Genomic DNA, 22,874 nt, shown 5'->3' with positions numbered 1-22,874 from the left:
ACTCCGCGCGATGCTCCATCACCAGCCGCACAGCCTGGCTACGAAGCGTTGAGTCAATCTTCTTGGGCATGGCGCCCATCCTCTCTGCTAGCTCACAACGGAGCGGCAGAGAAGTCGGAACGGTTCACTCTGCTCTATCTGCGGGAGTCGGCCACGGCCGCCCGTCTTGTCGCCGGCCTCGCCGCCGGGGCCTGCGAGCTCAGCCACGACGCCCTCGACGCCCGCATGAGCCACCAGCGGGACCTGGCCGTCGACTACTTCCGGGCCGTTCTGGTCTCCGCCGGCATTTTGCCAGTCCGGGACGAGTACATGGCCCGGCTTGAGCGATGGATCGAGCAGAAAGCCGCCGCCATCGAGGACCCGGAGGACCGTCGCCTGATCACAGCGTTCGCCCGCTGGGACCGCATCGCCCGCATACGGCGACGAGCCTGCGGCAAGCCGATCTCCGCCTACAGCAACGACATCGCCCAGACCCAGATCGCCAAGGCCGTCACCTTCCTGAACTGGATCAAGGAACAGGGGGAGACGCTGGCGGCCTGCCGGCAGCCCCTCATCGACCTCTGGCTCACCTCGGAAGACCACCAGGGCCCCTACGCGGCGAGGCCGTTCGTCCGCTGGGCGGTCCGCAGCAAGCTCGCCTCCGGAATCAGCATCCCGGCCCGGCCGCGGCGGATCTTCCACCGCCCGCTGGACGCCGACGAACGCTGGGCGACCGCCCGGCGGCTCCTGAACGACGACTCCATCGAGACCAGGGACCGCGTCGCCGGGCTGATGGTCCTGCTCTATGGCCAGTACCCCGCGAGGACCTGCCGCCTGACCACCGGCCACGTCATCCACGACGAGAACGGCGTCGCCCTCCGCCTCAACAGGACCCCGCTGAGGCTCCCGCCGCCCATGGACGGCCTGGTGCTCCAGCTCGTCGACATCGCCCACGACCACGAGCGCACGGTGATGTCGAACGAGCACAACACACCGTGGCTCTTCCCGTCGTTCCAGATGCCCGGGAGGCCGATGACCAGCAGACGACTCGCCGGACGCCTCCGCAGCATCGGACTTCCCCCCGAAGCCGGACGATGCGCGGCCCTGCTCGACCTCTGCACACAGATGCCCCCCGCCGTCCTTCAACGCCTGCTCGGGATCAGCCCAGCGGCTGCCGAACGCTGGGCGGCCGGGGCCGTCAGGACCGCCTACGCAGCCGAGGTGGCCAAACGATCATGAATCAGCTCTTAAGCATCCCTTGCTCACAGGAACACGGAGGTGTCCGATGATGACCATCGAGCAGGTCGCGACGCTGGCGACGTTCGGAGTGATATGGGCGGTCCTGGCGGTTGGGCACAACCTTGCGGACCATGTGCTCGGGCAGACCGACCGACAGGCCGCCGGCAAGGCGGCACCGTCGGCAACGGACGTCGCCAGCGGCACGAACCCCCGACAGGGATGGGGCGCCTGCCTGGCACACGTGGCCCGATACCACCTGGTCATGGCCGCGCTGGTGGCCCTGGCGTGGTCCGCCCTGCCGCTGGAACTCTCATGGCCCGGCCTGGTAGCGGGGCTCACCGTCTCGGTGTCCACACACGCCTTCTTTGACCGCAGGTGGCCGGTGAGGTGGATCTTGGAGCACAGCGGCTCGGCGAACTTCGCACAGCTCAAGACCGCCGGGATGAACGGCATGTATCTGGCCGACCAAGCCCTGCATCAGACCGCGCTTCTGGTGTCAGCTCTGCTGATCACCCTTGTGTGACCTGGGGTTCTTGATGAGAAGCTGTTCACACTCCCGGACTTGATCTCCTGAGGGGCTAATGGGCGGTTTCGTCAGCAAGCTCACAGTCGTGTTCCGACGCTGGTGAAGCCCTGCCCTCCGCCGCCTCCCCCAGGCCAGCCATAGCCCCAAGTGTAGGAGCCGAATGCTGGCGAGTTGTACCCGACGCCGACGCCGGGCCACCACTGGGGGGACTGGGGGAACCCCAGCTGCTGCGTGACTCCTCCCAGCGGAACGGACAACGGCACCTGCGTCCCAGGGCCGTTGTCGCTGAAGTCTGCGACACGAGCGCCGACAAATGCCCCTTGACTGGTGGTGTTGGCGAGCACGTTGGCCTGGATGGGCCCGTTGAGAAGGTTCCTGAGGTTGAGCGAGCGGGTGAAGTCGAGGATCAAGGGCTGCGGAGGCTTCGGCTGAGGTGCAGCCGCAGCGGCCCCGGCGGTCGGGCCGACGAGCACGGCAACAGCGGCTGCCATCACAGCTACGAGTCGGGTGACGCTCATGAGTTGTCCTCCATCTCAGCGGAAATCGCCCCCGAACTACCCCACGCAGGAAGCACGGATTCCAGCCAGCCGCCAAGAACCGGCTCTCGCCCCGGCCCACGGGAGCGCACGACGGCGCCCGCCAGCCAGAACACCACCGAAACCCCCCAACCCACGGTGATGAAGGGGCCTGGCCCGCCCCTCCACCAGATCCCGATGAACACGGGAGACATCAGGAGCCGCGCCTATTCCGCACACTCGAATATCCGAACCTGCCGATACTGGCCCAGCTCACCGGGAAGGCGGAGTTCTACAGCCTGGGCACCCCTGCCCACCCCGCGCACCCGGTCACCGCTGCGGGCGGGCCCGCGGCGCATCTGGGCACCGGGGCGTATGCGCTGGACCAGTCCTTCCACCACTTGTGGCTGCTGATCGGCGCGCTTGCCGTCACCGCCATCTGAGCCTTCATTGCCGGGGCGGCCGTCCCATCTCGCCAAAGAAGCGCGGCCACCCCGGTTCTCCGTTCCTTCGACCAGGAGAAACCCATGCGTTCGTACATTGGCCACCACGAGGTGGTCACTGCATTAGAGCTCGAAGAGCTGGCGTTCGGCTTCGAGGAGCGCACCGCCGGCCTGGACCGTGACCTGTTCCGCGGTCCGCTGTCGCCGGAGACGATGTTGGAGCGGGCGGCGCGGGAGGACGCGGCCCGCGACGTCATCGCGGAGCTGACCGCCGAGGGGGAGAGCGGCGACGAGGTCGCCGCGTGGGATGCCCTGTACGCGGATGCCCTCACCCGTACCGTGCCTTTCCTACGGTCTGCTCAGGCGGGCTGCTCCTCCGGGACGGGGGAGGCGGCATGAGCGAGGTGCTTGCCGCCGTGGCCTCTGCGGCTCCGCTGGTGGCCGGTTGGTCGTTGCACGGGTTGCGGTTGCGGCGCCGGATTGATGCCGCGCGCCGGGATCCACTGACCGGTCTGCCCGGCCGGGACGCCTTCGGTTCCTCGGCCCGCCGGGACTTGCGGGCCGGTGGTGGTGTGGTGGTGTTGGTGGACCTGGACGGCTTCAAGGCCGTCAACGACGCCCACGGCCACGCGGCCGGCGACGCGGTGCTGACCGAGGCTGCTGACCGCCTTCAGAGCTGGGCCGGTCTCCTGGGCGGTTGCGCCGGACGGCTGGGCGGCGACGAGTTCGCCGCCACCGCCCTCATCATGGATCCGGCCCGGGTGCCGTTCGAGCTGCACGGGCTGGACGACTCCCTGTGCGCCCCGGTCCGGTTCCGTGAGGTGGAGTTGCCGGTGCGCGCGTCCATCGGGGCGTTCGTCACCACCGGTCTGCCCGTGCCGGACCTGGGCGGGGCGTTGCGGCGGGCGGATGAGGCGATGTACGCGGCGAAGCGCGCGGGCGGCGGCTGGCGGATCGCCGACGGCCCGATCCCGGAGATGACAACGACGAACGGCCGGCGGACCGGGCGCCCCGGCACCACGGTGCGGGCGGGAGTTTCCCGATGACTACCTGGTACCTGAACTCTGATCAGTCCGACGGCCAGCCTGTGTTCACCCGCTACCCGGAGCCCCGGGCGTGGGCGGAGGGCGTCGGTCTCTACGAGTGCCTGGGCTTCGAGGACGCGGTGCTGCGGCGGGCGATCGCGGTGCATGAGGCGGGGCACGCGGTGCTGTGCATGGCCTTCGGTATCCCCGTCGTAGAGATCTGCGTCCGGGAGGACCTGGGCAAGACCTCGGGAGAAGGGGGTGCGGCCTGGGTGAGGACCGGCGACTACTGGGACGTCTCCTACATGCGCTACGCGGCGATGTGCGCGGCCGGTGAGCGCGCCCAGGACCGGTGGATGCGGGAGACGGGCCTGTGGACCCCGCAACGCGCGTGGGCAGTGGAGCGGACCGCGGGAAGTGACCGCGATGTCCTCGCCCAAGCGTTGCGCACCGTGTGCGGCACGGAGCTGCGCTTCGGTGCCAGTCGGCCGGGCGTGCAGTACGGCACGGTCCAGGCCGTCGCCGACTCCGCTCTCTCGCACCTGTGGGACCGGCTTCTGTGCCTGGCTGAGGCCCTCGACGACCGCGGCCACCTCTCCGGCCACGCGGCCGCCCGCGACGCCGGCCTGTCCTACGTCGCGGTGCCGTGCGAGGAGTCGGAAGGGGTGGCGGCATGAGCGATCTGGGTGTGTGGCGGGAGCAGCGTCGGCAGGACCGGCTTGCTGACCGGGAGCAGGACCGGGCCGACAGGGCCGCGCAGGCTGAGGCCCGCCGGGAGGCCCGGCGCCTGGAGCGTGAGCAGGACCGGGAGGACCGGGCCGCCGCCCGCGGTGAGAAGCGGCAGGACAAGGCGGACCGTGCCGCGCGATGGCGGGCCGGGCGTGCGTGGGTGGTGGCGAACGGTGCGCTGATCTGCACCGGCATCGTCATGGCCTGCGCGATCGTCCCCGCCCTGGTCTCGCAGTTCACCGCCCTGTCGACCGCCGGTCTCGGGCCGTTGCTGGCCGCGTTGCTCGCAGCGATGCTGGAGGGCGGCGCCTGGGCAGCGACGTTCGGCGCCGCGAAAGCGGCCCGCGAGGGCCAGCCGACCGGCCGCTACCGGGCGGCCACCTGGGCCTGCGCGCTGGTGGCGGCTGCTGTGAACTTCTGGCACGGCAGCGGTGATTACGGGCTCTGGCTCGGTGTCGTCCTCGCTACCGCGTCACTGTTCGCGGTCGGCATGTGGGAACTCCACCTGCACGGCACCCACACACCATCTGCGGAGGAACGGGAGAGGTCCCGGCACGCGCGCCGGCGCCGGTGGCACCACCGCACGGTGTGCCGGACCGCCGACCGGCTCATCACCGCCGCCCCCTTCGGAACCCTGCCGGCGGAGAACGCGTTCGCCGCCGCATGGCACGTCCGCCACGGGGCCGCACCTGGTCTCACCGCTGATCTGCTGACGGATCGGCTCGGTGCCGAATCGAGGCTGGGGGCGGTCATCGAGTCGGCCGCCGACACCGGCCCGCAGCGCGTCACCGCCCGCCTGTGGACCACCGGGGGTGACGCCCTGCCCGTCCTCGGACCCACCTGCCCCCTCCCGATCCCAAACCAGGAGGAACCTTCTCCTGCTGGGATGAATCAATCGAAGGGTGAGCTGCAAGAATCGACCCTCCCGGGCCTCGATCGGTCGGCCGACCGGTCGGGGGAGACGGCACTCGATCCCGCCCCGATCGGACCGGCCCGGCTCCCGGCCCAGGGGTTGCCGCGGCGTCGGCCGACCGGGCCGGTACCGGAGGCCGCCCGCACACCCCGGCCGTCCCGCACCTGGGCCGAACTCCTCGATACCGCACGGTCGGTCACGGCCGGGTGGACGGATGGGGAGCTGTCGGCCGAAGCCCTCCGTAAGACCCTGCGCACCGCCCCGGCCAGGGCCCGCGAACTCCGCGACGCCCTCAGGGACGAACGCGCGAGCAAGCAAGGGGCGGTGGCGTGATGTCCGAACCGATCGTCGGCGCCGGCCTTTTCCGCACCGTGATGGGTGCGGCCGGTGGGCGCTGCCAGTGCGAGGGGGCGTGCGGACAGCCGCACAAGTCCGGGGGCCGGTGTCCGCGCGAGCACGACCAGCACGCGGGCAAGCACAGCGGCCCCATCCGCCTCCTCGCGGCCCCGGCCGATCCGCTCACCACCGACCGCGCCGCCGCGGCTCTCCCCGCCGGGCAGCTGCGGGCGTGGTGCCCCACCTGCCTGGGAGCCGCCCGCCGCGCCGCACAACGCACCGCCCGCACCAAGCCCGTGCCGGGCCAGGACGGGCTCTTCGACATCTGACCCCCGCCGGACAGCGCCCCCCAGGACTTCCCGGGCGACGCGCGCTGTCCGGCACCCGGAAAGGACACCTGGTGAAGCTCAGACACGTCCGCCTGCCGGCCGCCGCCGTGGTCGGCGCGGTCCTCGCCCTGGCCATCGACTCCCGCCTCCGCTCGTACGGGGTTTCGGTGAGCCTGTCCGTCACGTGCGCGCTGGCCGTCTTCGCCAACACCAGCGCCGCGATCAACCACCTCGTCGAGATCGCCACCGCGACCACACACCGCTGCAAGGTCCCCGGTTGCACCTTCCGCGTCCGGCTCCCGGACGCCGACCCCGTGGAGAGCCGCCGGTGGCAGGAAGCCGCCGCCGCACACCCCGCCCACACCCCCGCCCGCCACTCCTGAGCCGCACTCCAACACTCACCAGGGAGCCAACTGCCATGGGCTACGCCTACTACACCGTGCGCCGTAAGGGAGAACAGATCGCAGCCGGATACAGCGTCGTGGCTGTGTGCGACGAGTCCGGCTGCGCCGAGCAGATTGACCGAGGACTTGCCTGCCTCTGCGGCACGCACCCGGGCGGCGACGAGTACGGCTGCGGCGGCTACTTCTGCGGTCAGCACCTCTTCATAGGGCCGAACGCGGATACCGGAGACCTCTGCGCCCGTTGCCTCGAACAGGCCAGTACCGCTCTCTGATCTCACCGAAAAGAGGCCCGGCCGCCCACCTCCTACAGCGCCGGCCGGGCCACCCTCCTACCGATTCCGGAAGGAAGTCTCAGTGAATCACCCCGACGACGACAACGAACTCTTCAACCGGCTGGAAGCCGAGTTGGCTCCCGGCTCCGACGCCGGCGCCCTGTCCGGGGGCGATGTGGTCGACCTCGGCAAAGCACGGTCGGCCCGCAATGAGTCGCCCGCCCCGGCCGCCCAGCCCGGGGCCAGCCGGTCGCTCGGCGCCGACGCGATCCCACCGGGGGCTGAGTCGGCCGATCCGACCGTGCCCGTGATGGTCGACCAGCCGACTCCGAAGCGCACCGGTCCGGGCTACCTCGGGCGGCTGGCGGCGGCGCAGCGCCGGGCGGTCGTGCCGGCGTGGCTGCGTTCGCCGGCGGAGCTGCGGGTGGCGTCCGCGTGGGTGGCCCGTCACTACACGCACACTGCCGGGTACCACGCACTGCGTGCCCCGGTCTACGCCACCCGCCTCGCCTTACAAGCCCCTTCCGGCGCGGCGCGGTTCGTGGGCGGCACCATGCGGTGGGTTGCCGACCGTGAGGGGGAGCCGGTGCGGCTGGCCGCCGTCCGGCGTGAGGACGCGGGCGAGTACCTGAAGCTGTCGCGGCAGCGCGACGGGCGGGTCCGGCTGCGCACCCTGGTGGCCGTGCTGGCGATGTTCGTCGGGCTGGGCGCCGCGCTCGCCCTGTACGTGCTTGCTCCCGGCTGGCTTCAGGCGGTGTCGGTGGGCGCGGTGGTGATGGCGCTCGGGTTCGCCGGACGCCGGGCTGACGCGCCGGTCGTCCACCGCGCGGTGGAACTGCCCAAGGCGGTCAAGCTCACCAGCGACATCGTGCTGCGGGCGCTGGGCGCACTCGGTATCCCGGCCATCAATCAGGCGCAGGCCAAGGGGAGGGACGGGTTCGAGTTCACCGCCCCGATCACCCGGGACGGGCCCGGCTGGCGGGCGGAGGGCAACCTCCCCTACGGCGTCACCGTCACTGACGTCATCGAGCGCCGCGACCGGCTCGCCTCCGGTCTGCGCCGCCCGCTGGGCTGTGTGTGGCCCGAAGCGGTGCCGGACGAGCACACCGGCCACCTCGTGCTGTGGGTGGGCGACCAGGACATGAACAAGGCGAAGAAGCCCGCATGGCCCCTGCTCAAGTCCGGGACGGTTGACCTGTTCAAGCCCGTCGCCTACGGCACCGACCAGCGCGGACGCTGGATCGAGGTCACGCTGATGTACATCGCGGGCATCATCGGCGCCATCCCCCGCATGGGCAAGACCTTCCTGCTCCGGCTGCTGCTGCTCATCGCCGCCCTGGACCCGCGCGCCGAGCTGCACACCTACGACATGAAGGGCACCGGCGACCTGGACCCCGTCGGCAACGCCGTCTCCCACCGCCACGCCGCCGGCGACGACGACGAAGCCATCCTCTACGTCCTCAACGACTGGCGGGCGCTGCGCGAGGAGCTGCGCCGCCGAACCAAGGTGATCCGTTCCCTGCCCCGGGACATCTGCCCCGAGTCGAAGGTGACCAGCGCCCTCGCCGACAAGCGCTCCCTGGGTCTGCACCCGATCGTGATCGGGGTGGATGAGTGCCAGGTGCTCTTCGAGCACCCCGAGCACGGCAAGGAGTTCGAGGAGATCGGCACCGACCTGGTCAAGCGCGGCCCCGCCACCGGGATCGTCCTGTTGCTGGCCACGCAGCGCCCGGACGCCAAGGCGCTGCCCACGGGCATCTCCGCGAACGCGTCGGCCCGCTGGTGCCTGAAGGTCATGGGCCAGCTGGAGAACGACATGGTCCTCGGCACCTCCGCGTACAAGCGGGGCGTGCGGGCGACCATGTTCGCCTGGGGAGACAAGGGCATCCACTACTTCGTCGGTGAAGGCTCCGACGCCCGCATCGTCTCCTCCGTCTACGTGGACGCACCAGGCGCGGACGGCATCGCCGCCCGCGCCCGCCGGGCCCGAGAGAAGGCCGGCCTGCTGTCCGGGTACGCGCTCGGGGAGGCACCCGAGCCGACGTTGGGCGGCTACGACCTGCTCGCCGACATCCTCGCCGTCGTCCCGGCCGACGAGCCCAAGGTGTGGTCCGAAACCGTCGCCGCCCGCCTCGCCGAGCTGCGCGCGGACGTCTACGGCGGCTGGGACCCCGAGTCCCTCGCCGCGGCCCTGAAACCACACGGCGTCTCCACCATCCAGGTGGGCCGCCGCATCAACGGCAAGGTCGTCAACCGGCGCGGCATCGACCGCTCCCATATCACCGCCGCGATCGCGGAGCGTGACGGAAACCGGGACGCGGGCTGAGCCTCCGGGGCCGCTAACGCTAGCGGCACGCCCCGCTAACGTTAGCGGCCCCGCTAGCACCCCAAACCGCCTCTGATCAGGCTGCTAGCGGATAGCGGCCCACCTGCGGAAACCCCCGAAACCCGCCTGGAAGGGCTCCTCATGCCCCCTGCCCTGCTCGCTATCACCCTTCTACTGGGCGTCACGTTGTGTTACATCGCGGTGTGTGCTGTCTCCCCGTTCGGCAGCTGCCGCAAGTGCCGCGGCTTCGGCTACGCGATGACCACCGACCGCAAAGGCCGGCCCAAGCGCGGCAAGCACTGCCGCCGCTGCGACGGCCACGGCAAGCGCATACGCGTCGGACGTCACGTCTACAACGCCGCCGCCCGCGTCCACCGCGACGGCACCCGCTGACCGGGCCGCGAACGGCCCGGGAAAGACGGCCGGCGGCCGCCCGCCATAAGACGGATCCCTCGTCTAGCTGACGACAGATGGGCGCGACCACCGACCAGCCTCCCAAGCTTGCGAGCACCCGGGGGCCATCAGAGCCTACCCACCCAACTCCCGCGCCCGAAAGCGAGTTTCACGATGGCGTTCAACGTATCCGCCGTCCTGCTCTTCGGCATCGCCGCCGTGTTCGTTCTCAAGTCCCGCGCCGCCGGCTTCGGCTCCGCCCTCATCCTCTTCCTCTTCGGCTTCTTCACCGCTGGGACCGGCGCGTACGGCCCCATCGCCAGCGTCGTCCGCTCCCTGGCCACTGCCCTGACCGACCTCGCCTGACCGCAAGGGGACCCTCGTGACCCGTGCCCCGTCCCTGATGGCCGCGGGCGAACTGCGCACCGCCCTCGAAGCCCACGCCCGCGGCGACATCCCCGCCACCGTGGCCGCCCTGATGAGCATCGACGCCGACTCCTGGCAGGCCATCGAAGAACGCCTGACCGCCCTCGGCGGAACCCTCCCCGCACTCCTGGCCACCCTCCGAGGAACCACCCATGAGCCCTGACCTCATCACCGCCGCCGCCCTCGCGGGCCCCGGACTGCTCCTCGCCCCGGTCTGCCTCATCGGCCACCGCCTCCAGGCCCGCCACGACAACGCCGCCGCAGCCGTCATCGCCTCCTACCACCCGCTACAGCCGACGGACCCGGACCCGCCCCACGGCGGCGGCGAACCCGTCGTCGCCAGGCCGGGGCCCGAACTTCCCGACAACGTCATCAGCTTCCCTACGCACCGGCGCGACCGCGCCGCCTGAACCCACGACGCGAACACGAGAGGCAACCGTGAACAACCTCGCCCCAGCCCTGTTCTGGACGTTCACCAAGAAAGGCTTCTACCGGACCACCGCGGCCGACGGCTTGCGCTGGGCCATCGTCCAGCACAGCATCCCCTGGTCCCGTCAGAACACCACCGGCAACCCCAACATGTCCCGGTACTGGTGGGTCCACCCACTGACCGCCGACGGCACCCTGCACGACGACCCGGACATCTGGAACACCTGCCAACGGGTTGGAAACGCCAGCCCACGCTGGACGAACCTCCACCGCCACCCCGAAGCCCTCCGCTACGCCGACGCCCTCGCCGCCGGATGGTCGTATGCCCCGGGCTGGCGGGTGCCCGGCAGCTCCGAGGAAGTCATGCAGCGCCAGGGCCAGTACCGGCCGCTGTCGACCCTCATAGGCCAGCCCACCCTCATCGCTCCCGACATCGCACTGTCCCTCGCCATACAGTGTGACGCCCTCGAAGCCCGGCGCGGCAAAGTCCGGTCCCTGGCCAGCAACGCCCGCAACACCAACCAGCCGCTGGACCCGGACGCGGTACTGGCTGCCCTCGGATACCCCACCGGGCAGGAACTCGAACCCGCCCCTGACACCGCTCTCTGAAAAGGCCAGGACGGCCGCCCCATCTCGCCAAAGAAGCGCGGCCGCCCCGGTTCTCCGTCCCTTCGACAGAAACAGGAGAACCCCCAGCATGGCATCTGATCCCGCCCCCGCGCAGTACGGCACCGTGGTGCCGTTACGCGAACCCGTCGGCCTGGAATCCAAACAGCCGCAGGACCTGGAGGCCGAACAGGCCATCGTCGGCGCTCTGATGCTCGCCCCCGAACGCATCACCGAAGTCAGCGCCGTCATGGACCCCGCTGACCACTACCGCCCGGCCCACGAGACCATCCACCGCGCCATCCTCGCTCTGCACGGCCACGGTCGGCCCGTGGACCCGATCACGCTTGGCCACTACCTCGACCAGACCGGCGACCTGAACCGGGTCGGCGGCAGGGCCTACCTCCACACCCTGGTCCAGGCGGTACCGACCACCGCCCACGCTGCCCACTACGCGGAGATCGTCCACGGCCTGGCACGGCGCCGCCGAAGCATCGAAGCGGGTACCCGTATCGTCCAGGCGGGCATGGCCCCGGACGCCACGGACGACGACCTGCGGGAGGCTCTGGCCCTGGGGGCCGAGACGCTGCCCGAGACGTGGCCCGAGCCCATCCCGCTGAACCACCAGCCCAAGCTCCCGCCTTTCCCCGTCCACGCGCTGCCGGCGTGGGTGGCGGAGTTCACCGCGGCGATCGCTGAGGAGACGCAGACTCCCGTCGACATGGCGGGATCCTTGGCTCTGTCGGTCCTGGCGACCGCCGCCGGCGGGCGAGCCGTGGTTCAGGTGCGGGGCCGGTGGCGCGAGCCCACCAACCTCTTTGTCGTCGTCGCCCTCGGCCCCGCCAACCGCAAGTCGGCCGTGTTCGCCGCGATGACCAGCCCGCTGTACGACGCGGAAGAGACGCTGCTGAACGCGGCGGCCGGACCCATCGTGGAAGCCGAACTCACCGCGAAGATGGCTCAGGAGGCCGCAGGCCAGGCTGCGGCCAAGGCGGCCAAGACGGAGGGGCCCGAAAGGGATCTCCTGGTCGCTGAGGCCATCGCCCTGGCCCAGGCCGCCGAGGCGCTCACTGTCCCGCCCCGGCCCCGCCTACTGGCCGACGACGCCACCCCCGAGGTCATCGCGACGCTGCTCGCCGATCAAGGCGGGCGCCTGTCGGTGATGTCCGCTGAGGGCGGCATCTTCGACATCATCGCCGGACGCTACTCCGGCACCCCGAACATGGAGGTCTTCCTCAAAGGCCACGCCGGCGACCGGCTGAGGGTGGACCGCCGGACACGGGAGGAATACGTCGAAGCCCCCGCCTTGACCATGGGGCTCGCCGTCCAGCCCGCGGTTCTTGAGGACATCGGCAAGAACCGCGGCTTCGACGGACGTGGCCTCCTGGCTCGCTTCCTGTACTCGCTGCCTGAATCACTCGTCGGCTACCGGAAGATCAGCCCAGACCCCGTAGCCGAGGCCGTCGCAGCCCGGTACGAGCGCAACGTCATCGCGCTGACCCTGTCACTGGCCGACTGGACCGACCCGGCCGTCCTCCAGCTCACCCCCGACGCGGACGCGGCGCTGAGCGCATTCGAGCACCGCGTCGAACCGCAGCTGCGGGCCAAGGGCGGCAGGCTCGGCCACATCGGCAAATGGGCGGGAAAGCTCGTCGGCGCCACCGCCCGTATCGCCGGACTCCTGCACCTGGCCGACCACCTCGAAGACGGTTACGGCAAACCGGTCTCTGCGGCCACCATGAACTCCGCCGTTGAACTCTCGGAATACTTCACCCAGCACGCCCTGACGGTCTTCGACCTCATGGGCGCCGACGCTACTTTGGCGCGGGCCCGTAGTCTGATCGAAGTCCTCACCGTCAACGGCTGGGAAAGCGTGAGCCGACGGGACCTGTTCGCCAAGCTCTCCCGCTCCGAGTTCCCCAGCACCGCGGACCTGGAACCCGTCGTGGCCCTCCTTGAAGAGCACGGCTACCTCCGCAGCGAGACCCCGCCGCGCACCGGCAAGCGGGGACGCCCTCCGGCCCCCCGCTACCTCGTGCACCCCCGGCTCCGGGAGGCACAGGAGTGACGCGCCGCAGCCTCCCGCGCTCAGGGACCCCGCCGCAGAAACCGCAGAATACGCAAAAATCCCCTGACACCCCCGCTCACCTGCGGAAACGCCGGAACAGCGCCCCTGTCGCAAAAATCCCTGAAACTCCCGCAAAAATCAGGACCGGGCTCCTGCGGCACGCCGGCGCGGCGGGCGACGCCGTTTTTTGCGGCGATTCCCGCGATTTTTGCGGCAACCACCCCCAAGCCCCCATCACCGCAGGTCACACCCCACGTCCGCTGGTTATTGCGGATTCTGCGGTTTCTGCGGCGGTAGCCAGTAAGGAGGAACCGTGGCTGCGCCCCGGGACGAGTTGCTGACCATCCCCGAAGTCCTCACGGAGTTACGCAACGTATCCAAGTCGACCTTCTACCGGTGGCGTCAGCTGAAGAAGGGCCCCAAGTCCCTCACCCTCCCGAACGGATCAGTGCGCATCAAGCGCTCGGAACTGGAGCGCTGGAAGAGGACGTTGGAGGACGCTGAGTGACTCGCCAGCAACGCCACCAGGAGGGCGCCCGTAGTAGCGGGCGCCCCGCTGGGTCCGAAGAGGTCGCGCTTTCCGCCGACGTGCGCGTGTGGAAGATCAGCAAGGTGAAGAGCAAGAAGGCGCCCTATCAGCTCCGTTGGACCGTGGCGGGCAAGGTGAAGAGTTGCAGCTTCACCACGGTCGCCCTCGCGGAGAGCCGCCGCTCCGAGCTGTGGCAGGCCATGCGGCGAGGGGAAGGCTTCGACGTGGACACGGGCCTGCCGGAGTCGGAACTCCGGGCCGCCGTCGCAAAAGCCAATGCGAAGCCGGACCCGAACTGGTGGGAATTCTCGCGGGAGTACATGGGAGTTCGCTGGCGGTCCACCGCGGCGAAGACCCGGGAAGGTCTGGCCGACAGTCTCGCCACTGTGGCTATCGCCATGGCGGGGGAGGGGGCAAAGGCTCCGGAGCCGGAGGAGGTGCGATTAGCGGTGCGGTGGGCTGTTGTTCCCGCTCACCGAGGCGAGGAACCCCCTCCTGAGCTGTACCCCGCTTGTTCGTGGCTTTCCACGCGGTCCTTGTCTCTCTCGGCTCTCACCGAGCCGAGAGTGTTACGGGATGTCCACTACCGGCTCGCGTTCAAGCTCGATGACGCTCCCGCCGCAGCCGAGACTTACAAGCGTCGTCGGCGTGGATTCAACACGGCAATGGAATACGCCGTGCAGGAGGGGTATCTCGCCGAGAACCCACTCGCCGGAGTGAAGCGGCCAGGGGTTTCCGCCGGTGGCGGTGTGGTGGACCCGCGGGTACTGGTCAACGAGACACAGGGGCGGCAGCTGCTGACCGCTGTCTCGTACGTCGGGTCCGTGCACCGCAACCGCGGGCGGCGGCTCGTGGCGTTCTTCGGCTGCATGCTCTACGCCGCCATGCGGCCGGCGGAAGTCGTCGGGCTGGAAAAAGCCCGGTGCTACCTCCCCGAGACAGGGTGGGGGGTGCTCACCTTGCAGGAGACCCGACCGGTCGCCGGTAAGAAGTGGACGGACTCCGGGGAGCGCCACGACAAGCGGGGGCTCAAGTCCCGGGAAGCTGCGCAGGATCGGCCGGTCCCCATCCCGCCTGTGCTCGTGGCCCTGCTTCGCGGGCACATCGCGGAGTTCGGCACGGCGAAGGGCGGCCGGCTGTTCGGCAACGAGCGCGGCGGGCTGCTGGGCAGTTCCAGCTACTGGCGGGTCTGGCAGGAAGCCCGGGAGCTGGCCCTCCCGCCGGACAAGGTGGCCTCACCGCTGGCCCGGCGTCCCTACGACCTCCGCTCCACCTGCATCACCAACTGGCTGCGCGCCGGCCTGCCGGTGGCCGAGGTGGCCAGGCGGGCCGGGAACTCCCCGGAGGTCATCCACCGGAACTACGCGGGCTGCCTGGACGACACCGAGGAGGACAACAACAGGAAGATCGAGGAAGCCATGGGCTGGGGAGGCCCATCGGCCAGCGGACAGTGACCCCGGCCTGAAGGCTCACTCGCCACTCACTCGCGACCAGTGACAGACAACCACAAAGGCCCGGACTCAGTGGGACTGAGTCCGGGCCTTTGTGTTTGGCACTTGCGCTGGTCAGCATCCTTACGGCGCTGACTGAAGCGAAGTGCCCCCGGCAGGATTCGAACCTGCGCACACGGCTCCGGAGGGGGTGTGCCGTTCAAGATCTAAAACCGATTTGACCTGCGGTGGACCTGCCCGGCTGCCTGCCACGGATGAGTGGTGTGTCGGAGGTGTGTCGCAGCACCCGGAGGCGGCGGCGTCGAACCGTCGCCGGCTGCCTATGAGGTCATAGCTGACAGTCCATCGCGGCTGCCCGTCGACGGCGAAGATGCGGGGCTCGGCCTGGCACGTTTCTTCCCAGATGCTGTGGCTGTCCGACTAGCGTGTCCTCGTATCCGTGCAGATAGCAGGCTGACTCGGTGATCGGGGGACCGGGATGAGGGTGACGCAGACTCGGAGGATCGAGCGCGCGGGGGTGAACGCTGTGCGGGCCCTCCTGGAGGAGCACGATCAGATCGTCCAGGAAATTGACGGCGGAAACGATTACGGCGAAGATCTATTCGTGATGCTTACTGAAAATGGCCACAGGACTGGTGTAAGCATCGCAATTCAAGTCAAAAGCGGTGCAAAATACAAACGTGTCAATGGTTATTCTATCCCTGTTGATGAGCATGCTGATGACTGGAGGAATAGTCTGCTTCCTGTCTTCGGTGTTGTCTTTGATGTTGAGACTAAGCGTCTTTTTTGGGTGAACCTGAAGGCTGCTCTCGAAGGGACTGCTGAGACTCTCACCTGGGTGAAAGTTGATAGCGAAAATGAGCTGACTGGCGCCACCATTGCACAATTCCTTGGAATCGCCCATGATTATGCTCGGACTGAGGCGGGTCGGGTTAGAGAGATCAGCTTGCAAGTGTTTCGAGTCTCTGAGTCCCAGGATTCGGTCGATTGGTTTATTGGGCGCCAAGCCGAGTGTATGGAACTGCAGAATCGACTCCTGGAAGGGGCGGGGCGAAAGTTCCTGATTACCGGCATGGCCGGGGTGGGCAAGACGTCGCTTGTGAACAAGCTAATTCGTGACTCCCCCGTGCAGTCGTCTTATCCCGGTGGTGTCATTTTCTTGGACATGCACGGTTTTTCAGGAGACCGCCGGCGGATGGGACGACCTGGAGCATCCTATGCGCCGCTTCTTACGGCTCTCGGGGTCTCAGCAGCAGATATGCCAGCCGACGTAAGCGGTCAGGCTGCAGCCTACCATCGCTTCCTTGAGGGCTGTGCAGCTGCCGGTAAAAACATCCTCTTGGTCTTTGATAATGTCGCCGAAGCATCTCAGGTCGCGGAGCTATTTCCTAAGTCTGATGGGCACGGCATCATAGTGACCTCTCGGGTCCGGCTGGGAATCATGGACGGCCTTGAGGTCATCCACCTCGACTGTATGGAGCCTGGTGATTCGGAGGATATTTTCCGAGCTACTCTTGGACCTCGCACAAGTATGCTCGACGCTACGCCGATTCGAGAACTATGCGACCTCTGCGGCCACCTTCCACTGGCGCTGCGAATAGCTGTGGCCATTGTAAAGGAGGATCCGCAACTAGATGTCAGGGATCTAATCGAGGAACTTACAGAAGCTAAGACACGTCTGGACGTCCTCCAATATGGAGACACAGCGGTCAGGGCTGCGTTGGAGGTATCTTTCCGGCGCCTCGATGATGACCTGTGTGATCCGTTCTGCCAGCTCTCCGTGAACCCCGGAACCAGCATTTCTGAAGAGATTGCTGCTGTGGCGATGGAAACCTCAATGCCGAGGGCGAGGTCTGTGCTCAGGCGGTTGAGCCAAGCTAGCCTGGTCTCTCGTGATCAGTCCTCGTCTCGGTGGAAACTGCATGACCTGGTCTATCTGTACAGTTCTGAGAAGGCGCAAGAACTGGTGAGTCCCGAGGGATTGCAGGAGTGCTTCGTAAGGATCTCAGAACGATACGAGAGCCTTGCCGAACAAGCCGACTTCGCTCTTCGAGGTGATGATCGAGGCAAAGCGCGATTCAGGAGCGTCGTTGAGGCTCTCGGTTGGTTCGATGATGAGCACTTGAACATTCGCGCTGCGGCATGGGGTGCGCGCGATTCAGGATTTCATGAAGCTTCCTATTACCTCTCCATGCATCTTGTGCTCTATTTTGATATGCGCATGCGGGTTGATGATGCTCTGCAATGCTCTCTCGTGGCGTATGAGTCTGCGCGCGCCTTGAAGGACGCTGAAAGACAAGTCAGGTCGCTGAATAATATCGGTCTGGCCCTTACAGCTCAGCGTAGCTTTGAGGAAGCGATTCAGAAGCTCACCAAAGCTACTGCTATTGCTGAAAGGATCGGGTTCCTGGAAGGGCGATGCGATTCCACCATCAGTCTCGGTTCAGCCGTGCGTCAAGGAAAGAGTCCGCGGGCTGCAATTCCTATCCTTAGGGAAGCGCTTCAGCTTGCAAAAAGGAGAGGGAATGTGGGTAGTATTGCATCGTCCCTAACAAATTTGGGATCTGCGTACCGAGAAGCGGGGGAGCTGGGGTCCGCGGCTAACGTTCTGTCAGAGTCCATTGCGTTCCATCGAGTGTCGGGTGACCGCAGGCGAGAGGCCTCGGCTCATGGCGGGCTTGGTGCCGTGTTCTCTAACATGGGGCGGCTCGATGCGGCTGTACAGTCATATCGAAAGGCGTTTGCCGGGTACGAGGAGGTGCAAGATTATTTCGGGGTTAATCTCACCTGGATGAACCTTGGAGCCACGTACCTCAGTATGGGGAAACTTGTTGATGCGAGGGCATGCCTTGGCCGCGCCTGCATCTACTTTAACAGTGTTGGCAGCGGATATTATGAGGCCCATACTCTGATGAATCTTGGGAATGTTGAGGCGGCTGCCGATAACATCTTGAGTGCGCGCGAGTTCTATCAGCAGGGTCGCGCCAAGTATGAGGAGGTCGGCGCGCTGGACTATGTAAACCACGCCAATGATCTCCTGGCGGGTTTGGGTAGCCGCACGTAGAGTCGGCGACGTTCTCGGTTCCCGGCGTAACGAAACATGTAGTGGCGGCTCGGACTGGCCGACTGCGCAGCTGAGCCCAGCCAGGGGAGAGCCGGGCGTGGGAAGCTTGAGGGACGTGGCCAACGCCGATGCCCGGTCATCAAATTGGTCGTCCACCATTCCTGTGCCTGGATGGAGGCGGAAGCGCGCGGCATGCGCGAAGAGCTGGAGGGCGAGTTTTAGGGCCCTGACCTGGCTGGAGTCGACGACGGCACGGGACCAGTCCAGCCTGAGCGCCGCGCTGAGCTCGGCCAGGAGTACTTCGTGCAGCTGCTGCAGAACCCCCGGCGTCGTTCCAGTCCCGCAACCGTCGCAGCACGTCATGCCTGAACCGAAACCCAGCTCCCGCGGCAGGTACTCCCACTGGATCCCGGTATGCAGTACGTACAGGATCCCGCACAGCACCTCCCGGTCCGGTAGCCGCTTGCGGCCCGGATGTCGGAACCTTCGCTCTGTGCGCGGCTGCAGCGGCTCGATCCGCTCCCACAGCCCGTCCGACACGATCCACGGTGATGCCCCCACGAGCCGGACAACGTTCAACCCGGCCGTCAGACACGGACACCAGCGTGAACCAACCCCATTCTGTTAGCTGTTGTTAGCCACGTTTTCCGTGGCTACATATCACTAAGGTAATAACGTAAGTGGCGTTTTGAGGCTTGCGCTGATGTGGGCGTTATCGGCCCCTGTGAGGCAAGGTGTGCCCGCTGGTTCCACGATCAAGATGGTGGTCGTGAAGGAGGGAGGAGGAGGTCTCGGGCGGGGTGCTGCTCTCCTGTGACCCTGCCGCTCACGCCGAGGTCGTCACGGGCCGCGTCGTGGAAGGTGTTGATCGCGCGGAATGACGCGCGGTTGCGCTCGCGCCATTCCTCCAGGCTGCCGGCGATCCTCCCCAGCGCCTGCCAGTCAACTTCGAGGGTGATCACGTTGAGGGCGTGGGCGGCCTCGACTACCTCGTCACCGCCGAGGAGCATGATGCGCTCGAAGGCGCGACCGCGGAGGCGGGCCGCCTCCGTCATCTCCGCCTTGATCTCTTCCTCCGTCCGCCGACTCTCGCGGAGACCGGTCACGTGCTCGTACAGCTCGACAGAGAGGAAGATGCAGGACCGGATGAGGTCGATGTAGTGCGCGTAAGCGTCGAGCTTCCGGTCGTCCCACCGAGTCAGCAACTGGTGGTGCTTGCGACGGCGCTCGGCCAGCGCGTTGGTCAGGTGGGTGGTCAGGGCGCCGAGGACGACGGCGGCGACCGTGACGAGCTGCTCGACGGCGCCCACCCCGGCCCTCCAGAAGTCAACTCCTAAAGATGTCTAGAGGATCTTAGGAGTGCGGTGGGCCCCTGTAACGGGGTGCTTTCAGCCATCGATGCCGTCGTCAGCGGTCGGAGAAGTTGCTCGACGCAGCCGACGGGCGAACCGTCTTACGGCAAGCTCCTCATGGGCCATCGGCACGACGTACGTCACGATGATCAGGGCAGCCCCGGCGGTGAAGGTGACCCAGGTTCCGGTCACCGCTTGGCATACCAGCGTGCCGCCCAGCAGCAACAGCCCACCGATCGTGATCGCGAGCCGCTGTTCGTAGCTGTTCACCATGCCCCCTAGCGATCGTGGGGCATCGAGGCTAAAGGGAGCGCTCGTGGCTCGGGGGCGCCCTTCGGAGGATGCCTCAATCACGGTGCATGCCGGCTCGGTTCCGGGCGCTTGTCTACTCGTCTTCTCGCCAAACTCCAGTCCGCGAGTGGGAGGTGTGGGCCGCTCCGAAGCGTCCCTTGCCGCCGATGGGCTCGGGCCGTAGCGTCAAAACTGACGGTACGTCAGAAAAGTTGAGGCTCGGCGAAAGGCGATGGCCATGGGCGCGAGTGGCGTACGAGAGCTTCCCCGGATCATCAGCGTGGACGATCACGTGATCGAGCCCGCGCACCTCTTTGAGACGTGGCTACCGCGGAAGTACCACGAGAGGGGGCCGAAGCCCTTCCGGGCCGGTATCGGAGGGTTGCAGTACATCGGAGGGAAGTACCGGTTCACCACCGACCCCGACGGTCAGATCACGGATTGGTGGGCCTACGAAGGGCAGGTCTTCCCCTACAAGCGTGTGATCGCGGCCGTCGGGTTCTCCCGCGATGAGATGACCTTGGACGGAATCACCCGTGACCAGATGCGGAAAGGGTGCTGGGACCCGAAGGCGCGGCTCGGCGACATGGACGTGAACCACGTCGAGGCGTCGCTCTGCTTCCCTACCTTCCCCCGCTTCTGCGGTCAGACCTTCGCGGAGGCGGAGGACAAGGAGGTCGCGCTCGCGTGCGTCCGCGCCTACAACGACTGGATGGTCGAGGAGTGGTGCGGCGACAGTGGTGGCCGGCTCATCCCGCTGTGCTTGATCCCGTTGTGGGACGTGGACCTGGCCGTCGCGGAGATCGAGCGCAACGCCGCCCGCGGCGTGCGTGCGGTGACCTTCAGCGAGATCCCGACGTACCTCGGTCTGCCGTCCATCCACTCCGGGTACTGGGACCCGTTCTTCGCTGCCTGTGAGGCGACCGGGACCGTGGTCAACATGCACATCGGGTCCTCGTCCCAGATGCCGGCGGCCTCGCCGGACGCGCCGCCGGCTGTGCAGGCGACCTTGAGCTTCAACAACGCGATGTCGTCCCTGGCGGACTTCCTCTTCAGCGGCGTCCTCGTCCGCTTTCCCCGGCTCACCCTCGCCTACAGCGAGGGGCAGATGGGCTGGATCCCCTACGCCCTGGAGCGTGCCGACGACGTCTGGCGGGAGCACCGGGCTTGGGGTGGCGTACGCGACCTGATTCCCGAGCCCCCGTCCACCTACTACTACCGCCAGGTCTTCTGCTGCTTCTTCCGCGACAAGCACGGCATCGAGTCCATCGACACCGTGGGAGTCGACAACGCCACCTTCGAGACCGACTATCCCCATGTCGATTCGACCTGGCCGCACACAAGGGAGGTGGCAGCGGAACACGTCGCCAACTTGCCTGCTGACGTGGTCTACAAGATCCTCCGCGGGAACGCCATTCGTATGCTAGGGCTTCCCCCCGACAAGCCCGTTCAGCTGTCGTCGACAGGTCCGCATGAAGGTCGGTCTTAAGGATGCGTATAGGACGGCAGCTGATGTCGGTGGCAAGGCAAGTCCCTGACTAGCATCGGGAGTTCGCGGTCATCGACCGCCGTTGACCACCGCGGCTTGGACGGAGAAGCGGAACGTGTCATTCGAGAAGGAATGGGCTCAGCACAAAGCCGATGCCGGCACGCGACTTAACAGCGCTTCGGGCGGCTCTGGAGGCGGCGGGACGGCTGGTCTGGTCGTGCACGTGGACGACTTGGGCGCCGTCGGGCATGAGGCGTACGTACTCCACGAGGGCCTACGGAAGGCGGGGGACGTCACGCGTGGAGCCAAGGGGGGCAACGGCAACACGGCCAACGCGGTCGCGGAACTGAAGCGGGAGAATTTCGCCACGGCAGGTGCGATCAGTGCTGCGGTGGAGGTGTGGAACTCTCAGCTCAAGACAGTTCTCCAGGCATGTGCTCATATCTCCAACCATCTTGACTACTCCAAGGCGGAGCACGCCCGGGATGACGCCAAGATCGCCGCTGATCTGAGCGCGGCCAAGCATCCCGTGACAGTCTCCGAGATCGAGAAGTATTTCAAGTAAGGGGTGGGCATGGCCAGGCTGACCTACAGCAACATCATGGAGGTCTCCCTCGACAGCCTCGGCAAGGCGGTCACCGACTGGAAGGCCATGGCGGCCCAGTTGGAACGGCTCGCGAAGGACGCGTACGGCGGCCTTCTCCAGAAGTCCGATGCGGCCCGCTGGGTGGGCATGAACGCCGATGTCACCAAGGAATTCGTCCGTAAGACGGCCAAGGAGTTCCAGGACGCGCACATCGAGGCGAAGAGCCTTTGGGTTGTTCTCGATCAGGCGAACACCGACTTCACCGAACTGAAGTCGAACATCAAGATGGCTGTCAACGTGGCCCAGGACAAGGCCATCCTCGTCCAGGAAAAGCCCGACGGCACGGTCAAGTGCGAGTGGGCTCAGTGCACCGCGGAGCCGCCGAGTAAAGAACAGGAGGAATGGAAGGAATTCCAGGAAAGCTATATCAACTCGATGATAGCTGAGGTCCAGGAGGTGGACGCCGGCGTCACTCGAGCACTTCAGAAAAGCCACGGGGGTGATCAGCGCAACTTCGGTCACAAAGAATACAAAACCTTGGACGATGCCCGGTGGGAGCAGACGCCAAAGGCGGAAGAGGATCCCGAGTGCACGCGGACTGCCAGCTGGGGATGCGGTCCCGTACAGTCCAAGGCTGAATTCTTGAGTTATCGCTCGTGGTCAAATGCTGCGTTTTATGGAATGAATGGAGACAGTGACAAGTTCTGGTACTACTTGGAGGGAGGTACCCCTTCGTTCGTCGCTGGTCTGGCGAGTAAACGTTTGGAGAAGTTTGGCGGCGATGGTAGTCATCGTAAGCCCACGAAGGTGAATAGGATTGGCAAGTTTGGTGGGAAAGTGTTCGGCTTGCCCGCTTCGCTCGCAGCCACCGGGGTAGATTTTTACTGCACCCCGCCTGGGGGGAACAAGTTGCCAGGTGACACCAAGGTGCTGGCCCCCAAGGAGCTCAACCGGGTGGAGTACGGAGGTGGAAGCCAGTCGCAGAGCGGGAAACAGCCCGTCATGTAACCAGGTAGAAGGGCTCCGATCATGCACGCGAACCACACGCCCGCGCCCAAGCGGCGCAGGCGTTCACGATGGGGATGGGCCAGAGACTTCCTCGACCACCGTGTGATGGTCCTGGGAATATGTGTTGCGGTTGCCGGCTTCACAGG

At 67.0% G+C, this 22,874-nt stretch carries 24 protein-coding genes and 3 pseudogenes; 23 read left to right on the top strand and 4 right to left on the bottom strand.

Features of this window, described 5'->3' with window-relative positions:
• Together LUZ64_RS22725 and LUZ64_RS22720 are read left to right on the top strand one after the other, a co-directional pair.
• Nucleotides 1-1,218 (top strand): annotated as a pseudogene (locus LUZ64_RS22725) (hypothetical protein); the annotation flags it as partial.
• A gap of 49 nt (nucleotides 1,219-1,267) precedes the next feature.
• The gene (locus LUZ64_RS22720) at nucleotides 1,268-1,741 is read left to right on the top strand and encodes a DUF3307 domain-containing protein (protein WP_211305053.1); all 474 of its coding nucleotides are present in this window, start codon (nucleotides 1,268-1,270) and stop codon (nucleotides 1,739-1,741) included.
• Between the two features lie 80 nt (nucleotides 1,742-1,821).
• On the opposite strand, the gene LUZ64_RS22715 is transcribed toward LUZ64_RS22720, so the two are convergent.
• The gene (locus LUZ64_RS22715) at nucleotides 1,822-2,262 is read right to left on the bottom strand and encodes a hypothetical protein (protein ID WP_143593207.1); all 441 of its coding nucleotides are present in this window, start codon (nucleotides 2,260-2,262) and stop codon (nucleotides 1,822-1,824) included.
• Between the two features lie 260 nt (nucleotides 2,263-2,522).
• Here LUZ64_RS22715 and LUZ64_RS22710 point away from each other — a divergent pair.
• The 18 genes and pseudogenes from LUZ64_RS22710 to LUZ64_RS22620 all read left to right on the top strand — a co-directional run.
• A pseudogene (locus LUZ64_RS22710) lies at nucleotides 2,523-2,702 on the top strand (transcriptional regulator); the annotation flags it as partial.
• A gap of 84 nt (nucleotides 2,703-2,786) precedes the next feature.
• On the top strand, nucleotides 2,787-3,101 hold the full coding sequence (locus tag LUZ64_RS22705; protein WP_095582008.1) for a hypothetical protein: 315 nt from the start codon (nucleotides 2,787-2,789) through the stop codon (nucleotides 3,099-3,101).
• Complete coding sequence (locus tag LUZ64_RS22700; protein ID WP_095582009.1) at nucleotides 3,098-3,748, top strand: GGDEF domain-containing protein; 651 nt, start codon at nucleotides 3,098-3,100, stop codon at nucleotides 3,746-3,748. The genes LUZ64_RS22705 and LUZ64_RS22700 overlap by 4 nt, the downstream gene beginning before the upstream one ends.
• Nucleotides 3,745-4,404 carry a hypothetical protein gene (locus tag LUZ64_RS22695; RefSeq protein WP_095582010.1) on the top strand — a complete coding sequence of 220 codons (660 nt, stop codon included), beginning with the start codon at nucleotides 3,745-3,747 and terminating at the stop codon, nucleotides 4,402-4,404. The genes LUZ64_RS22700 and LUZ64_RS22695 overlap by 4 nt, the downstream gene beginning before the upstream one ends.
• The gene (locus tag LUZ64_RS22690; protein ID WP_095582011.1) at nucleotides 4,401-5,702 is read left to right on the top strand and encodes a DUF2637 domain-containing protein; all 1,302 of its coding nucleotides are present in this window, start codon (nucleotides 4,401-4,403) and stop codon (nucleotides 5,700-5,702) included. Before LUZ64_RS22695 ends, LUZ64_RS22690 begins: the two co-directional genes overlap by 4 nt.
• Nucleotides 5,702-6,034: a hypothetical protein gene (locus tag LUZ64_RS22685; RefSeq protein ID WP_095582012.1), complete on the top strand. Its 333-nt coding sequence runs from the start codon at nucleotides 5,702-5,704 to the stop codon at nucleotides 6,032-6,034. Before LUZ64_RS22690 ends, LUZ64_RS22685 begins: the two co-directional genes overlap by 1 nt.
• Nucleotides 6,035-6,105: 71 nt before the next feature.
• The gene (locus LUZ64_RS22680; RefSeq protein ID WP_095582013.1) at nucleotides 6,106-6,417 is read left to right on the top strand and encodes a hypothetical protein; all 312 of its coding nucleotides are present in this window, start codon (nucleotides 6,106-6,108) and stop codon (nucleotides 6,415-6,417) included.
• 35 nt (nucleotides 6,418-6,452) lie between these two features.
• Complete coding sequence (locus tag LUZ64_RS22675; RefSeq protein ID WP_095582014.1) at nucleotides 6,453-6,710, top strand: hypothetical protein; 258 nt, start codon at nucleotides 6,453-6,455, stop codon at nucleotides 6,708-6,710.
• Nucleotides 6,711-6,792: 82 nt separating this feature from the next.
• Nucleotides 6,793-9,036 (top strand): cell division protein FtsK, encoded by a 2,244-nt coding sequence (locus tag LUZ64_RS22670; protein WP_095582015.1) that lies wholly within the window; start codon nucleotides 6,793-6,795, stop codon nucleotides 9,034-9,036.
• 141 nt (nucleotides 9,037-9,177) lie between these two features.
• On the top strand, nucleotides 9,178-9,429 hold the full coding sequence (locus tag LUZ64_RS22665) for a hypothetical protein (RefSeq protein ID WP_095582016.1): 252 nt from the start codon (nucleotides 9,178-9,180) through the stop codon (nucleotides 9,427-9,429).
• A gap of 174 nt (nucleotides 9,430-9,603) precedes the next feature.
• Nucleotides 9,604-9,795: a hypothetical protein gene (locus LUZ64_RS22660; RefSeq protein ID WP_095582017.1), complete on the top strand. Its 192-nt coding sequence runs from the start codon at nucleotides 9,604-9,606 to the stop codon at nucleotides 9,793-9,795.
• A 16-nt stretch (nucleotides 9,796-9,811) separates the two neighbouring features.
• The gene (locus LUZ64_RS22655) at nucleotides 9,812-10,018 is read left to right on the top strand and encodes a hypothetical protein (RefSeq protein WP_095582018.1); all 207 of its coding nucleotides are present in this window, start codon (nucleotides 9,812-9,814) and stop codon (nucleotides 10,016-10,018) included.
• Nucleotides 10,008-10,265 carry a hypothetical protein gene (locus LUZ64_RS22650; RefSeq protein ID WP_095582019.1) on the top strand — a complete coding sequence of 86 codons (258 nt, stop codon included), beginning with the start codon at nucleotides 10,008-10,010 and terminating at the stop codon, nucleotides 10,263-10,265. Before LUZ64_RS22655 ends, LUZ64_RS22650 begins: the two co-directional genes overlap by 11 nt.
• Nucleotides 10,266-10,293: 28 nt before the next feature.
• Nucleotides 10,294-10,893, top strand: coding sequence for a hypothetical protein (locus LUZ64_RS22645; protein ID WP_095582020.1), 600 nt, complete (start codon nucleotides 10,294-10,296; stop codon nucleotides 10,891-10,893).
• Between the two features lie 88 nt (nucleotides 10,894-10,981).
• Nucleotides 10,982-12,958 (top strand): YfjI family protein, encoded by a 1,977-nt coding sequence (locus LUZ64_RS22635; protein ID WP_095582021.1) that lies wholly within the window; start codon nucleotides 10,982-10,984, stop codon nucleotides 12,956-12,958.
• A gap of 313 nt (nucleotides 12,959-13,271) precedes the next feature.
• Nucleotides 13,272-13,466, top strand: coding sequence for a helix-turn-helix transcriptional regulator (locus LUZ64_RS22630; RefSeq protein ID WP_095582022.1), 195 nt, complete (start codon nucleotides 13,272-13,274; stop codon nucleotides 13,464-13,466).
• Complete coding sequence (locus LUZ64_RS22625; protein ID WP_095582023.1) at nucleotides 13,463-14,941, top strand: tyrosine-type recombinase/integrase; 1,479 nt, start codon at nucleotides 13,463-13,465, stop codon at nucleotides 14,939-14,941. Before LUZ64_RS22630 ends, LUZ64_RS22625 begins: the two co-directional genes overlap by 4 nt.
• Before the next feature lie 514 nt (nucleotides 14,942-15,455).
• Nucleotides 15,456-18,002 carry a tetratricopeptide repeat protein gene (locus LUZ64_RS22620; RefSeq protein WP_232389937.1) on the top strand — a complete coding sequence of 849 codons (2,547 nt, stop codon included), beginning with the start codon at nucleotides 15,456-15,458 and terminating at the stop codon, nucleotides 18,000-18,002.
• A gap of 237 nt (nucleotides 18,003-18,239) precedes the next feature.
• Here the strand turns inward: LUZ64_RS22620 and LUZ64_RS22610 are convergent.
• From LUZ64_RS22610 to LUZ64_RS22600, 3 genes and pseudogenes are all read right to left on the bottom strand, one after another.
• Nucleotides 18,240-18,593, bottom strand: a pseudogene (locus tag LUZ64_RS22610) (transposase); the annotation flags it as partial.
• A 164-nt stretch (nucleotides 18,594-18,757) separates the two neighbouring features.
• Nucleotides 18,758-19,312, bottom strand: coding sequence for a hypothetical protein (locus LUZ64_RS22605; protein WP_095582024.1), 555 nt, complete (start codon nucleotides 19,310-19,312; stop codon nucleotides 18,758-18,760).
• Nucleotides 19,313-19,390: 78 nt separating this feature from the next.
• Complete coding sequence (locus LUZ64_RS22600; RefSeq protein WP_095582025.1) at nucleotides 19,391-19,627, bottom strand: hypothetical protein; 237 nt, start codon at nucleotides 19,625-19,627, stop codon at nucleotides 19,391-19,393.
• A 250-nt stretch (nucleotides 19,628-19,877) separates the two neighbouring features.
• Between LUZ64_RS22600 and LUZ64_RS22595 the strand changes: the two genes are divergently transcribed.
• From LUZ64_RS22595 to LUZ64_RS22585, 3 genes are all read left to right on the top strand, one after another.
• Nucleotides 19,878-21,134, top strand: coding sequence for an amidohydrolase family protein (locus tag LUZ64_RS22595; protein ID WP_095582026.1), 1,257 nt, complete (start codon nucleotides 19,878-19,880; stop codon nucleotides 21,132-21,134).
• Nucleotides 21,135-21,249: 115 nt separating this feature from the next.
• Nucleotides 21,250-21,699 (top strand): hypothetical protein, encoded by a 450-nt coding sequence (locus LUZ64_RS22590; RefSeq protein WP_095582027.1) that lies wholly within the window; start codon nucleotides 21,250-21,252, stop codon nucleotides 21,697-21,699.
• A gap of 9 nt (nucleotides 21,700-21,708) precedes the next feature.
• Nucleotides 21,709-22,728, top strand: coding sequence for a hypothetical protein (locus LUZ64_RS22585; protein WP_095582028.1), 1,020 nt, complete (start codon nucleotides 21,709-21,711; stop codon nucleotides 22,726-22,728).
• The last annotated feature ends 146 nt before the right edge of the window (nucleotides 22,729-22,874 follow it).

Origin of the sequence: Streptomyces albireticuli (assembly GCF_021228125.1) — a bacterium.
Taxonomy (GTDB): domain Bacteria; phylum Actinomycetota; class Actinomycetes; order Streptomycetales; family Streptomycetaceae; genus Streptomyces; species Streptomyces albireticuli.
The sequence above is the reverse complement of the archived record's forward strand: the minus strand, read 5'-3'. Positions and strand labels throughout refer to the sequence as shown.